Source organism: Rhodococcus yunnanensis NBRC 103083 (assembly GCF_001895005.1).
GTDB lineage: Bacteria > Actinomycetota > Actinomycetes > Mycobacteriales > Mycobacteriaceae > Rhodococcoides > Rhodococcoides yunnanense.
In genome coordinates, this window is the sequence record NZ_BCXH01000002.1 from 367,832 (window position 1) to 381,209 (window position 13,378).

Sequence of the window (13,378 nt, forward strand, 5' to 3'; positions counted from 1 at the left end):
TCATGCCCGCTTCACGCACGCTCGCGAGCACGGTGCCGGAAGTCACGCTCTGCCTCTGGATCATCGACAGTCTCGGCACCTCGATCGGCGAAACGGCTGCCACTGCGCTACGACAGTGTCGATGCCAAGCGATAGCCGACGCCGCGCACTGTCTCGATGCTTCTGAGGCCGAACGGCTGATCGACCTTCTTTCTCAGGTAGCCGATGTAGACCTCGACGATGTTCTCGTCGCCGTCGTAGTTGGCATCCCACACCGAGCGCACGATCTCGGACTTGGTCACCACCACACCGCTTTTGCGCATGAGGAATTCGAGGACGCTGTACTCGCGCGGAGTGAGCGCCAACTCCGATCCCTGACGCGTGACCCGGTGTCGCGCCGGGTCGAGTTCCAGATCGCCGACGCTCAGGACCGTCGGCCGCTCGGGAGCCCCTCGTCGCACCAACGCGCGTATCCGCGCCACCAGTACTACGAAGGAGAAGGGTTTGACCAAATAGTCGTCGGCACCCAGGTCGAACGCGTCGGCGAGGTCGTACTCTCCGTCTTTGGCGGACAGCATCAGAATCGGTGTCCACACGCCCTGCGCCCGAAGATCGCGGACGATGCTGTAGCCGTGTTTTCCCGGCAGCATGATGTCGAGGACTACGACGTCGAAATCTCCGGTGACGGCTGCGTGGAAGCCGTCGTCACCGTCGTGCGCGATCTCGACGACGAAGCCCTCGGCCACCAACCCGCGGCGGACCATCTCCGCGAGGCGTACTTCGTCCTCGACCACCAAGACCCGCATTGCGAACTCCGATCGTTCGTCCTGTCGACCGAGTAGATCAGAACCTCGGTGTGCGGGCGACCCGCTCTCAGGGGTTCTTCAGGAGACGACCTCCACACTGAAGCTCGTGATCAACTCCTCATCGTTTACCACCGCGCACTCCCTCGCCACCGAGGTCGTGACGGAGGCCGCTAGCGCCGAGATCGAGGCGACCGCGCTCGTTCTCGCGCTGGGACTCGTCGTCTACGGGCTGCTGGCCGCGCGCCGTAATCCGTATTCGCCGGTCGTGGCCGCGCTGGGATACTTCCTTGCGCTTCTGACCCTCGCCGTCGCCGTACGCACCGATGGATGGTCGACGAGCGCCGACGGTTCGATCACGGGCTGGGTCGTCGACCATCGAAGTGCGTTGCTCGACCGAGTCGCAATGGCCGTCACCACCGCGGGCGGACCGCCCGAAACTGCGGCGTACGGATTGGTGATCGCAGCAGTACTCATCCGGCGAACCAAACGCTACGTTCCTGCACTGATCCTGCTGGCCACAGTCGCGGTATCGGCGGTCACGTGCACACTTCTCAAGCTCGTCATCGGCCGTGAGCGCCCACCGCTGAGCACTCAGCTGATACTCGAGACGGATCACTCGTTCCCGTCGGGCCACGTCACCGGAACCGCGACGCTGCTGATGATGACTGCACTCGTGCTCGGGCACCGATCGAGAAGACTTCGGTCGGTGCTGATGACCGCCGCCCTCGCCGTCACTGCACTCGTTGCCGCAAGCCGCCTCTACCTCGGTGTCCACTGGTTCACCGACGTCTGCGCGGGCCTGTTGCTCGCCTGCTTCATGGTCGCCCTCGGCTCGGTCGCGCTCCGCGTCGGCTCCGGCCGCACACTCCCGTCCCACTCGCATCTCGACGAAGAAGCCGCCGTATGACATCGGCATTCGCCGGAGGAATCCTCGACCCCAGCACCCTCGTCGCCACGTTCGGGTTGCTCGGGCTCTGCGATTCGGCGTTATTCGGCGAGCTTCGCGATGGACTGCGCCCACAGGAAATACTTGTTGCGACCGAGGTCGCCGATCGACTTGATGTTGAACGCGGCCTTCAGGTGTTCAGCGTCGCCCGGACTGACGCCCTGCAACGCTTCGACGGGTGCGTCGACGAGTTCGGCGAGTGGCTTGTCTTCGTATGCTTTATCGAGCTTGTCAGCGATTCCAGACATGAAACTTCCCTCCTGAGTCTCGTGAACCAGGCGCCGGACATGGCACCTTGCTTGAAGGCTACGACGAGTGCGAGTGCTACGGAGCGGATTCACCGTCGTATCGCAACGAACGTAATCAGCCAGTCTTCCCCGCCGTCACGTAGGTGTCGGCGCGATGCAGATCAGCCACGTCGTCCGGCAGTTCCGGCACCGTAACCCCATACCGCTCGGTGAGCGTCCCCGGAAGATACGCCAGAAGTCCTTCCGCCGACCACGCGGTGGCCACGCTCCGATCGAATCCCGCACGCTCGAGATCCACAGGCCAGTCCGTACGCAGATCGACAGCACGTCGTGCCCGCTGGATCGCTTCGACTACGAATTTCGAGCATTGTCAAACGGTGACCTCCATCGCTGCCGTCGACACCATTGATCACGAAAATGCAAGTTGTGCAGCATATTTCGATCACCCGATGTTCCACTTGGCTATCGAATCGAATCTTGCTAGGTTGTTTTTCTGCCCAGCTACCTGGCTTGGGGCGGTCGGGCGCATCAGCGCGTAGATCCGAGGCTCGAAACCTCCAGCGACACCGCTTGCGAAGCCAGGAGGCTTTCTCCGCATGCCCGCACTCATCACAGGACGCACCACCAAATGGTGTGCGCTGCTCGTCCTTTCGCTCACCGAACTGATGGTCGTACTCGACGTCACCATCGTCACCATCGCACTCCCCCAAGCCCAACAAGAACTCGGACTCTCCGACGGCCAACGCCAGTGGGTCGTCACCGCATACGCGCTCGCCTTCGGCGCGCTGCTCCTCCTCGGTGGCCGCATAGCCGACTACTGGGGCCGCAAACGCACCTTCATGGTCGGCATGATCGGATTCGGTGTTGCGTCCGCATGGGGCGGAATGGCCGACAGCGGCGTCGAACTCGTCATCGCACGCGGCGTCCAAGGCGCCTTCGCCGCACTCCTCGCACCCGCAGCCCTGGCCATGCTCACCGTCTTGTTCACACACGGAAGAGAACGCAACACCGCATTCGCCATCTTCGGAACCGTCGCCGGGTGCGGCGCCGCAGTCGGTCTCGTCCTCGGCGGCGTGCTCACCGAATTCGCCAGTTGGCGCTGGTGCCTGCTCGTCAACGTCCTCTTCGTCATCGCCAGCATCATCGGCGGAGTCCTCCTCCTCGACGAAAGCAAAACCGACGGCGACAACCGATACGACATCTGGGGCACCATCACCGTCACCACCGGTCTCGGCGCCCTCGTCTACGGCTTCACCCTCGCCGAGCACGGGTGGGCATCGGCCGACACCATCTCCTCTCTTGCCGCCGGACTCGTTCTCCTCACCGTGTTCGTGTGGATCGAAAAGACCGTCGCACAGCCACTTCTCCCGCTCCGGGTCATCCTTCACGGCGTCCGCGGCGGCGCCTTCATCGTCCAGGGCATCGTTGGAGCCATCATGATCGGCTCGATGCTCTACTTGACCTTCCACTTCCAGATCGTCATGGGTATGAGCCCCTTGAGATCGGGACTCGCCAACGTCGCCATGACCGCAGTGATCCTCGCCCTCGTCCCACTCGCCACCAAGGCACTCAACACCTACGGGCCACGACCGATGATGATCGCCGGGCCTCTGTTCGTCGCCGCTGGACTGTTCTACCTGAGCGGCATCAGCTCCGACGGCAGCTACGTCACCGAGATCTTGCCCGCACTGGTGCTTCTCGGAATCGGCCTGGCGATGCTGTTCGTACCACTGCAGAACCTCGCGCTCATCGGCGTCGCACCACGCGATGCAGGAGTCGCCTCCGCAACGGTCAACTCCACCTTCCACATCGGCGGCTCCATCGGACTCGCCGTCTTCACCGTCATCTACGCCGGCAGCGTCGAACGAGCTCTCGACAACGGAACACCCCAGCTCGACGCGTTCACCGACGGATACTCCGCCGCCTTCATCGCATCGGGCATCGTCATGCTCCTCGCTGCAGTGGTCTCGTTCACACTGATCCGCGGCACCAGAGAGGACCTCATGCCCAGCTGGGAGAGCGACGGCAGCGAAACACTCCAGACGCACTGACCGCAGTTCACGATTCGGGTGCTACAGACCTCAACGCAGCAGTGACGCCGTCGAGGACGGCGTCGAGCTTCCACGCGCGTCGATCAGCCGGATCGGTGTGCGCCAAGTGCGGTTCGATAGCAGTGATGGCCGGAAATTCATCGGCACTCAAAGCGTCGTACGCAGCCTTGATCCGTCCCGCCGCCGAGGAGACCATCGCCTCCCCGCTTGCACTCACCGGATCTTCGGCACCTGCACTCAGCGCATCTCGAGCCCACGCGGCCTGCTCGATCGCGCTCGAGGTGACGAACTGATCGAGGAGGTCCGCAGCGGCTATGCAGGTCTCGTCCGGTACGCCCCCGGATCGAAGCAACGAAAGAATCCGTTCGGTGATGCGTAGCGAATTCGAACCAATTTGCGCATCCGCAAGTGCAACGAGAGCGATGTCGCCATGCGAGGCGAGGACATCGATCTGATCGACCACAACGTGTCGGAGTTGGTCTCGCCACGATCCTTCGACAGCAGTCGGGGTGCGCACGCCGGCCAGAGCGAGATCGTATGCCGCCTCGACCAGGTCCTTTCGATCGTCGACGTAGACGTACAGAGAAGCGGCGGCTGTGTCGAGCCGCGTCGCAACCTTGCGCATCGACACAGTGGCGAGGCCGTTCTCATCGATGAGTGCAAGCGCGGCCTCGACGATCGCTGAACGGCTGAGCGCGGGTTTTGCCGGTTGTGTGCGAGCCGAACTACGCCCGCTACCAGTTGTGATCACCGACTCAGCGTACTTGACGAACACCGTCTGCGACGTACAGTGTTAGTCACGAACACTGTTAGTTCCGACACCGTTAGTCAGCGACCGAGTGAGGACATCGATGAAAACTCTCGAAGACCGCAGATGGGTCGCCCTATGGGCGGTGCTCTGCGCTGCGGCCATGGACCTGCTGGATGCGACCGTGATGATCGTGGCAGGACCGTCGGTTCAGGAGGCGTTCGGCTCGAGTGACGCCGTCTTGCTGTGGCTCACCGCCGCGTACACGCTTCCGTTCGGAGTACTCCTGATCTTGGGTGGGCGCTTCGGTGACCGGTGGGGCCGCCGGAAGATCTTTCTGATCGGAGCTACAGGATTCGTAGTGGCATCGGTATCGTGCGCCCTCGCGCCCTCGATCGAAGTGCTCCTTGCAGCGCGTGCGCTGCAAGGAGCATTCGGCGCACTTCTCATCCCGCAGGGCTATGGCCTTGTCGGAGCACTGTTCTCGCGCGAAAAGGAACGCGGGCGGGCCTTCTCGCTGTTCGGACCGGTGAGCGCGATCGCAGGTGTCGGCGGACCGATTCTCGCCGGAGCACTTATCGGGTGGGACGTCGCGGGAATCGGATGGCGTGCGATCTTCCTCATCAACGTGCCGATCGGCGTGTTCGTGATCGTCGCAGCCGCCGCATGCCTGCCACGGGAAGACGCTCTCCATAGAGTTCGGATCGATCCGGTCGGTGCTGTCTTGGTTGCCGCTACCGCCGGACTCATCGTGTTCCCGCTGATAGACGGCCCCCAATCCGGCTGGCCGTGGTGGAGTTTCGCACTTCTGGCTGGTTCAGCGGTCGCAGGATGGGCCCTGACACGGCAGATGCGCAGTAGCCGCGCCCCTATCCTCGAACCGACATTGCTCGGTAAGCCCGCCTTCGTTGCCGGTCTCGCACTCGCGATCGCGCTTTTCGCCGGCACCGGCGGACTGACTCTTCTCCTCTCGCTCTACCTCCAACTCAGCAGTGGTGACAGTGCCCTCGACACCGGGCTCGCGCTTGCCCCACTCGCCATCGGCATAGCAATCGGCTCACCGATTGCCGCACAACTCCGCCTTCGATTCGGCCGACGAGGCCTGCACCTCGGCCTCGTCGTCGAGATCATCGGACTAGCACTACTTGCTTGGGCAGTCGGAGCGGATTCCGGTGCGATCGCGTTCGAACTGTCCGTGTTCGTCATCGGAATCGGGCAAGGTCTGTTGTTCGGTCCGGTCATCCAGACAATCCTCGGTACCGCCGATACACACGAAATCGGAAGCGCTGCAGGCGCCATGACGTCGTTGCAACAGATCGCCACCGCACTCGGCATCGCAGTACTCGGCACCATATTCTTCACCGAAACCAACGCGACCACCATGATCGCCGGCATCGTAGCGGTCATGGCTCTCATGGTCACGGCCGCAATTCTCGTCCTGAGACTTCCTCGCACCACGCCCTCCTTCTGAAAGGCACAGCCACCATCATGTCGAACCAAACGAACCGCATCGTCGTCCTCGGAGCCGGAGGACGCACCGGACGCCTCATCGTCGAGGCGTCACTGCGTGCCGGCCACGACACACTCGCGGTGGTCCGATCACCCGAACGGGCCGGCCTGGCTCCTCATGACAAGCTCGCGGTAGGTACAGGAGATGCCTCGGACGCGAGGTCACTCGAACGCCTGCTCAGGACAGGGGACGTCATCATCTCGGCAATCGGTCCCTCCGGCCGAAAGTCGAACGGCCTGTACACAAATGCCGCCAACGCGGTCGTCGATGCCACCGCCGGAACGGGTGCCGAGAGGTTCATCGCAATCACCTCGAGTGGCGTCCGTTCCGACGATCCGGGCCACCCGTGGTGGTACCGAAAGCTCCTGCTGCCGTTCATGCGTAACACCTACTCCGACATGGCAAATATGGAATCGGTTGTGGGTGCCTGCACACTGGATTGGACGTTCGTCCGACCAGGACGGCTCGTGGACCAACCGGCGACCGGCCACTACCGTGTCGAGAACGGAAGTAATCCGGTCGGCGGCGTGAGCGTTCCTCGGCAAGACGTGGCCGACTTCGTCATCGCCTGCACCGAGGACGCCACCTGGAACCGTAAGCATCCCACCATCACTCGATGAAACAGCAGCGCGCGTCCGAGGCTCACTGGACGTAGGTCTCCACGTGAGCACCGGTGACCACACCGACATTGGGCACGATCGTTCCCCACCCCGAGCTGCACGTACCCGATGCCTGACCTGTTGGCCCGAACGAGCTGGTCGACGCGTTGTACGGCCCGACCGCGTAGAACGGGAAGGCATTGGGGATGCCGTGAAGACCCCAGCACTCGATACTGAGGTAGTACTCTCGCCTGGGCGGAGCGCCGGTGTCGTGGCAGGTAACCGACGCGCTGAAAGAATCGTGCGCGACGGCGCAGTCCTGAGGACCGGCAGAGGCAACACCGGAACCGACGATCGACGCGGCGGCCAGACCGGATACGACCGCGCTAACTCGTGCTGCAGCAATAAGTTTGCTTCCCATAGACACTCATTCGCTGGCGCACGTCAGGACGTTACGACCGACTTGCCGGACATTTACATACTCGTCTGTCAGAATCCGGGGAACAGCTGTGTGAGCTCGTCGCGAGTCGTCGGTCCGGTGATGTCGAGGAAGTCGCCGGGACGCACACGGCCGTAGACCAGCCGCGTCAGGATGTCCGTCGTGGCCGTGACGGCAGTGTGCGCAGCGCGGTCGTCGTTGACCCCGATGTGGACCTCGTCGGCGATATCGAGACAATCGTGCTGACCGTCGTGATGGAGAGAAACGCGACGCGGGGCGAGCTGCTCCCTTGTGGCGTGGTCATGAAAACGGTTGGCAATCATGTCGATTCGCTGCCACACCAGGTCCAGCTGGCCCACGGTTGCGGACGAATCGTAAGCCACGGCCACATCCCAGCCGTGCAGCGAGTGCTCGGAGAGTCGGTAGCCCAGGTACGTCGTCAGGTCCATCGGTCCGGCGAAATACGGAATCCGAAGAGACTGCTCCTGATCGGCGGAGATGCTCGTGAGGAGATCGAGGTGGACACTGTCGGCTCGACTCCACTCGTCCCGCTGCTCACTCGGGCTCAGCGCGTTCCAGCGGTCCCAGATCGGAACGAGCTCGATTCGCTGCGGGCCTCTCTCGTCGCCGGCGAGGCCGCGACGGACCAGATCGGTGCAGATTTCTGCACCACTGCCGAGGTGGGACAGCACCTGAGCCACAGTCCATGCGCCGACGAACGATGGCTGCAGCAGGTCCTCGTCGCTCAGTTCGCCCGCGAGGCTGCGCAGATCGGTCGAGGCAGCCTGGAGGGCGACCAGCCAGTACCGCGAGGTGCGCTGGGTGTTGTCGGTAGTCGACTTGTCGGCGTATGACATTTTTCTCCTCTGATGAATGGTGTTGCGGTGTCTGCTTACCGATGCCGTCCAGGTTCCGGGTCCGATCTGTCGCCGAATGCACGTGTCGACGACGCACGTGCGGACCCGTCAGCTCTGGTACGGCATGTCGGCGGCGGTGAGGCCTTCGAGTGCCATACCGAACGGGACGTCCTGCACGATCCTCTTGCGGAGGTTCCGGTTCAGGGTTTGCTTCTGCAGGCTCCGGTAGAGCGCCGGCTTGCCGGCAAGGCCGCGCGCGATCTCGAGGCCACGTTCGACTGCACGGTCGTGAGCCACCACCTCGCTGACCACGCCCCACTGCAGAGCAGTGTCGGCGTCGATCGACTCGCCGGTCCACAGCAGCCACTTGGCGCGGGCGGTCCCGGCAATCTCCTCCCAGACGACCTGGACGCCGTCGCCGCCGGTGATGCCGAAGGCGGGGTGCGGGAAGTCACCGTAGGTGGCCTGCTCGGAGGCGATGTGGATGTCGGACAACAGCAAGTACTCGGAGTGGATGATCGCCGGGCCGTTCGCGACGCCGATGACAGGAAGGGGCAATTCGACCAGTCGCTGGAGCACCTTGGCACCCTCCACGCGGGTCTTCTCCCAGGCCGCAGGCTTGAAGATCTCTCCGAGGCTCGGTCCGTCGATGTCCTTCATGAAGTAGTCGCCGGTACCGGTCAGCACCATGGCCTTGTTGTCGCGGTCCAGCGCGATCTGTTCGAGCAGCACCGGGAAGTCCTCGTGGGTCTGGCCGGTGAAAGTGAGCGGTCCACCGTCGGTATGGAAGCGCACCAGAAGGACGCCGTCCTCATCGCGGGTGATAGCGAAATTCTTGTACTCGGTGAAGTATCCGGGGGTGGTCATGATTTGCCCTCTCGTCGTAACTGAACAGGTCTGTTCATGCCCTTGAGTGAACAGGTCTGTTCAGTCTTTGTCAACTCGGGTGCACAGACCTGTTCAATTCGCGTAGGGTGGAACCATGACCACCGCGAAGGCTCGTCGTAAGCCGGGGCTCGAGCGGGTTCTGGCAACGGCCGACCGGCTGTTCTACACACGTGGCCTGCATGCGACCGGAGTCGATTTGATCGCCGCGGAAGCCGACGTCTCGAAGACCACGCTGTACACCTACTTCCGGACCAAGGACGACCTGGTCGCGGCATATCTTCAGGGTCGCAGCAATGCCTGGCAGAGCCATGTCGCCGACCAACTCGAAGCACGAGGAGGGAATCCGGACGAGAAAGCACTGCTCGTCTTCGACCTGCTCGGCGAGTGGTTCGAGAGCGACGACTTTCGTGGCTGCCCGTTCATCAATGCCGAGGCCGAGTCGTCCCCGAACTCGCCGGGCCACATCGTCAACCTCGGGCACCGCGCCTGGGTACGTGAGCTCTTCGGCAAACTCCTGCGTCCGACAGGTGTCACAAGCCCGAACGACACGCTGGTCTTACAACTCGCAGCTCTCTATGACGGCACCATGACCAGCGCTCACGCCGAACCTGGACCGCCCTGGGCCCAGGCGGCGCGCGAAGCGGCACGCACTCTCATCAACTCGTTCAGCCCTGACGGGAGTGTGGTGAATCCGGTGCGTTCACACGATGACCTGAGCCGCGACGGACATCTCTGACCGCGGCGCGCTGTTTCGCGTACGCAGACGCGTGTCCAGTATTACCGGTTGCATACGGTTGAATTGCCGTGCTTGAACTGCGGTTAACTTTCATTACGCACCGGGCGTTCATTCCTCCGTTTGCCGGCGCGCACGTGGACTTGTGCAATCGGCAGAGATCTAGTCCGATGCTGACCCACTGCTCAAAAGCCTCGAAAGACCGCCGAACAGGTCATCGAGGAGTCCTGCCGTGCCGTTTCCTGTCGCCGGGACGGCGACGTCGAGGTTCCCGCTGAGGTAGAAATCCTGCCAGGCATCACCGGTCAGACCGAAACCCTCCGAGGTGACGTTGAGGTGTAGCTTCTGGCTGGGACGCGCGAGTGTACCGAATTCCGGCACCCTGAATTCGGTGATGGTGAAGTCACCCGATGCGCGGGAAGGAATTGTGCCCCGCAGTACGGAACCGGCTGCGGTGGTGAAGGCCAACTCGGTCCCGTTTGGTGTGCCGCCGTAGTAGACGTGGCCGTTGACTGCGTTGAACCCCGCGGTATGCCCGGCGTCGAAGTAGCCGTTTCTCTCGCACCGTGTGCCTTCTCGGCTGAAGAGTTGGTATCGATAACAGTTCCCGGCCGAGTGGTCGCCGTAGCCGTCGTTCAGGCGGATATGAGTGTTGAAGTACTTCGACACGGCGGTCGACTGTATTGGTTCCGCAACCGCTGTCGCGGCGGGTGCTACCAGGGAGTTGGCTATCGCGGCAACGATGATGGTAGCGGCAGCAATAAAGCGGAATCGACCATTCACGGGAGTCTCCTAGGCGAAATTGTGTTCGGGGAAGTATTCGTCGATGCCGTTCGACATGGCCATTTTGCTTACAACTGCATATTTTTTGCATACTCCCCGCTCGATTACTGGTGCCGGATGCACGCGCCCCCACAAGCAACTTCCCTGGCCATCGGGCGCATCTTTGCAAAATGTTTGCACTCGCGGTTTAGATTCGGCGTCGGCTCGACCACCGTCGCCGCCTACACTCGTTCGAGGAGATACCGCGTTGCCGCGTCACCTTGTCAGGCCCCGCCTTCTGATGCCTCTGTTCGCGGCCTCGACCGCGCTGACCGTTGTGGCCGCAGGAATCGCTGCGGCGCAGCCACTTCCTCTGCCCTTGCCTGATACCGGCTCGTTCAGCACCGGGTCGTCGGGCAGCGCAGGATGGCCCGATCCGACGGAACCCGGCGATCCCGGCTCCCCGAACCCGACGGGGCCAGGCTCGAGCCTGAATCTGCTGTCGCCCAACGCCGGTGAACCCGTACTCGGAGTCCCGATCGAGACGCTAGCCGACAATCCGGCCGGCTTCATCACTCTCGATGGCGTTGCGGTGCCCGACGTCACCGATACCCAGAACTTGCTGATCGCCGTGGTCGACGCGAAAACGCGCGCACTACGGCAGTACGGCACTCAACCGAACAATTCAGGCGGACTGTCGTCGTTCAACGACATCGTCGCCGGGTACGTGAACACCGCGGACACGATCGTCGTCATCAGTGGCATGAACGGCGTCCGCAACGCCAGCACGAATTCGCTCGTCACCCGGTTGGCCAACTCGATCGGCGCGTCGCTGTCGCGCAGCGACCTCGACAGGATGGAGGTCGGCGCCCCGTTCTCGATGATCGGAAAAGCGGGTGCTCCAACCGGAGTCGCGTACACCCGGGTCGGTACGGCTGTCGGTGACCGAGCGGGCGGCGACATAACGGGCCTGCTTCGATGGAATCCCCGGCTCGCACGGTACGACTTCACTCCTCCTCCGCCGTTGACCTACTCCACGCGGACCGAGGGCGATACGGTGGGCGGCTCGGTGACGACGACGATCGGCGCCGCGACGTACACCTCTCACCCATCGGGTCCGGACGGTTTCGTCATTCGAGGCTTCGAGCCCCAAACATTGGTTCCCGCATACGAAGCCACGGTGGTCACGTCGAATCCCACTGGGAACAGGGAACTCAGCACCAAGTTGACCGAGGTCGCCGGCAGAGTCGACAACGCCGGCCGTCCATATCTTGTCATCGTGCAGAGCTTCGGCCGACCCAGACCCGTTCGCGACTGGCAGGACGGTGCCGACGCCTTGGTTCGAATCGGTGGATCGCGGCTCAATCTGTTGAGCCTCAACGGCACAAGCGACTATTCGTTGGTGGGCGGTAGAGCCGTGGGGTCAGCGGCGGTCGAGATGGGAACCCTGCTGAGCCGCCCCGGTCCCGCCACTGGATATCTGGGCCGGAGCCACGACTTCACGTACCTGCCGCAGATCTCTGGGCCGACTGGAACGGTGGATTCCCGTCAGATCGCGATCATGTATCAACCGTCGTACTCCGGTGGGACCGGGCCGGAATCGACGTTCCCGACGATCAACAGCGCCGCGGAGTCCTACATCGGATCACAGGTGCGAATTCCCGGATGCACGTCGACGAGTATTGCTTGCACTATTCGGGAGAAGTTCCGGACGAACTACAACGCAGATTGGGCCACACTCGCCCGCACCCTCGCCGCCCCTATTGTCAGGCCGACGGACGCAGCATTTACGCAGGCGGAATTCGACGCAGCGTTGGCGCAGCTCCGGAAGGAGGTCGACTACTTCAATACGGTCAAGACCTACTACGACAGCACGCAGCGAGCAATGGGCCTGGTTCGCGGCGACGCGGCGCTCAGCGCAAAGAGCATTGGGGACGCCGTTGCCCGCGACGTCGCCCCTTCTCCTACCAATACGGTCCTGCAAGACGGATTCAAAGTGCTCAGCAGCGTGATGGGTGTGGTGACTCTGGTCGAACCGGCACTGAAAGACTTCTGGGGGCCGATCAATGCGATCTACAGTCTCACCGCGTCTATCGGCGGCTTGACCAACGGAACAGCGTTGGCCAACCCGACGCAGGTACGAATCGATCAACTCTCGCAACAAATACAGGACAATCTGGCCGCTGCTACCTACGGCTTCACCTCCGTCGCCCTGGTCATGGTCTCCGATTACGGCAAACTCGAAGCCGCCTACAACGAAATTTCCAGCGAACGGTGGAAAGCGCCGGTCGAACCCGAGGCGTTGCTGCAAAGCCTGGAACAGGGCATCAGAACCTGGTTCGCCACCAAACTGACGCCGGTGGCGTTTCCTTGGCTGGTTCGCGGGACCCCGCCTGGGCTCGGCCCCAACAATGCGAACGGGCTGATCTGCGGTACCGACTACGATCGATTCGGCAGAATATTGGATTACTACCCGTGGAGCGATATGCCGGCCAATGCGCAAATGGCCGCCACGTGGAGTTTCGGCGATGAAGGCAGACCAGCACCCTGGAGCATGTTCATCACCAGACAAAGACCGGAGATGGGTCTCGCTAGTCAGCGGGAAAACTCGATGTCGCAGTCGCTCGCGAATACTCTCTTCGGAGGAGGACCCGCGCAACTCGAAATCAATCTGTACGACTTCTTCAGTCCACGGTACTTCGGCCCCGAAATGCACCAGGCCAACCACAATTCGCCACCGCGATGTGACCTGTTCTGACACTGAAGCACTACGGGTTCCGTGCCGCCGCACGACGTGGGGCGGCACGGGTGT

13 protein-coding genes and 1 pseudogene are annotated in these 13,378 nt (G+C 62.6%); 6 read left to right on the forward strand and 8 right to left on the reverse strand.

The genetic code is table 11. The features are described from left to right. Positions 1-107 precede the first annotated feature (107 nt). Positions 108-785: a winged helix-turn-helix domain-containing protein gene (locus tag RY1_RS06020; protein ID WP_072802595.1), complete on the reverse strand. Its 678-nt coding sequence runs from the start codon at positions 783-785 to the stop codon at positions 108-110. A 106-nt stretch (positions 786-891) separates the two neighbouring features. On the opposite strand from RY1_RS06020, the gene RY1_RS06025 reads away from it, so the two are divergent. After that, complete coding sequence (locus tag RY1_RS06025) at positions 892-1,692, forward strand: phosphatase PAP2 family protein (RefSeq protein WP_072802596.1); 801 nt, start codon at positions 892-894, stop codon at positions 1,690-1,692. Positions 1,693-1,772: 80 nt separating this feature from the next. Here RY1_RS06025 and RY1_RS06030 read toward each other — a convergent pair whose 3' ends face one another. Further along, on the reverse strand, positions 1,773-1,979 hold the full coding sequence (locus RY1_RS06030; RefSeq protein WP_072802597.1) for a hypothetical protein: 207 nt from the start codon (positions 1,977-1,979) through the stop codon (positions 1,773-1,775). A gap of 202 nt (positions 1,980-2,181) precedes the next feature. Then, positions 2,182-2,325 (reverse strand): annotated as a pseudogene (locus tag RY1_RS31105) (class I SAM-dependent methyltransferase); the annotation flags it as partial. Positions 2,326-2,575: 250 nt separating this feature from the next. Here RY1_RS31105 and RY1_RS06040 point away from each other — a divergent pair. After that, positions 2,576-4,030, forward strand: coding sequence for an MFS transporter (locus tag RY1_RS06040; protein ID WP_072802598.1), 1,455 nt, complete (start codon positions 2,576-2,578; stop codon positions 4,028-4,030). A 7-nt stretch (positions 4,031-4,037) separates the two neighbouring features. Here RY1_RS06040 and RY1_RS06045 read toward each other — a convergent pair whose 3' ends face one another. Next, entirely contained in the window at positions 4,038-4,781 is a 744-nt protein-coding gene (locus RY1_RS06045; RefSeq protein ID WP_169914576.1) for a TetR/AcrR family transcriptional regulator, read from the reverse strand. Between the two features lie 100 nt (positions 4,782-4,881). On the opposite strand from RY1_RS06045, the gene RY1_RS06050 reads away from it, so the two are divergent. Together RY1_RS06050 and RY1_RS06055 are read left to right on the forward strand one after the other, a co-directional pair. Then, positions 4,882-6,249 (forward strand): MFS transporter, encoded by a 1,368-nt coding sequence (locus tag RY1_RS06050; protein WP_072802599.1) that lies wholly within the window; start codon positions 4,882-4,884, stop codon positions 6,247-6,249. 17 nt (positions 6,250-6,266) lie between these two features. After that, the gene (locus RY1_RS06055; protein WP_072802600.1) at positions 6,267-6,908 is read left to right on the forward strand and encodes an NAD(P)-dependent oxidoreductase; all 642 of its coding nucleotides are present in this window, start codon (positions 6,267-6,269) and stop codon (positions 6,906-6,908) included. Between the two features lie 22 nt (positions 6,909-6,930). Here the strand turns inward: RY1_RS06055 and RY1_RS06060 are convergent, their stop codons facing one another. The 3 genes from RY1_RS06060 to RY1_RS06070 all read right to left on the reverse strand — a co-directional run bounded on the left by RY1_RS06060 (position 6,931) and on the right by RY1_RS06070 (position 9,050). After that, the gene (locus RY1_RS06060; protein ID WP_245819506.1) at positions 6,931-7,308 is read right to left on the reverse strand and encodes a hypothetical protein; all 378 of its coding nucleotides are present in this window, start codon (positions 7,306-7,308) and stop codon (positions 6,931-6,933) included. Positions 7,309-7,376: 68 nt separating this feature from the next. Beyond that, positions 7,377-8,183 carry a maleylpyruvate isomerase N-terminal domain-containing protein gene (locus tag RY1_RS06065; protein ID WP_072802601.1) on the reverse strand — a complete coding sequence of 269 codons (807 nt, stop codon included), beginning with the start codon at positions 8,181-8,183 and terminating at the stop codon, positions 7,377-7,379. 108 nt (positions 8,184-8,291) lie between these two features. Next, positions 8,292-9,050, reverse strand: coding sequence for an enoyl-CoA hydratase/isomerase family protein (locus RY1_RS06070; RefSeq protein ID WP_072802602.1), 759 nt, complete (start codon positions 9,048-9,050; stop codon positions 8,292-8,294). Between the two features lie 115 nt (positions 9,051-9,165). Here RY1_RS06070 and RY1_RS06075 point away from each other — a divergent pair, with 115 nt between their 5' ends. Next, the gene (locus RY1_RS06075) at positions 9,166-9,807 is read left to right on the forward strand and encodes a TetR/AcrR family transcriptional regulator (RefSeq protein ID WP_072802603.1); all 642 of its coding nucleotides are present in this window, start codon (positions 9,166-9,168) and stop codon (positions 9,805-9,807) included. A gap of 159 nt (positions 9,808-9,966) precedes the next feature. On the opposite strand, the gene RY1_RS06080 is transcribed toward RY1_RS06075, so the two are convergent. After that, a complete protein-coding gene (locus tag RY1_RS06080) occupies positions 9,967-10,473 on the reverse strand; it encodes a hypothetical protein (RefSeq protein ID WP_072802604.1) in 507 nt (168 codons plus the stop codon). Positions 10,474-10,867: 394 nt separating this feature from the next. Here RY1_RS06080 and RY1_RS06085 point away from each other — a divergent pair, with 394 nt between their 5' ends. Beyond that, the gene (locus tag RY1_RS06085; RefSeq protein ID WP_072802605.1) at positions 10,868-13,324 is read left to right on the forward strand and encodes a hypothetical protein; all 2,457 of its coding nucleotides are present in this window, start codon (positions 10,868-10,870) and stop codon (positions 13,322-13,324) included. Positions 13,325-13,378 lie beyond the last annotated feature (54 nt).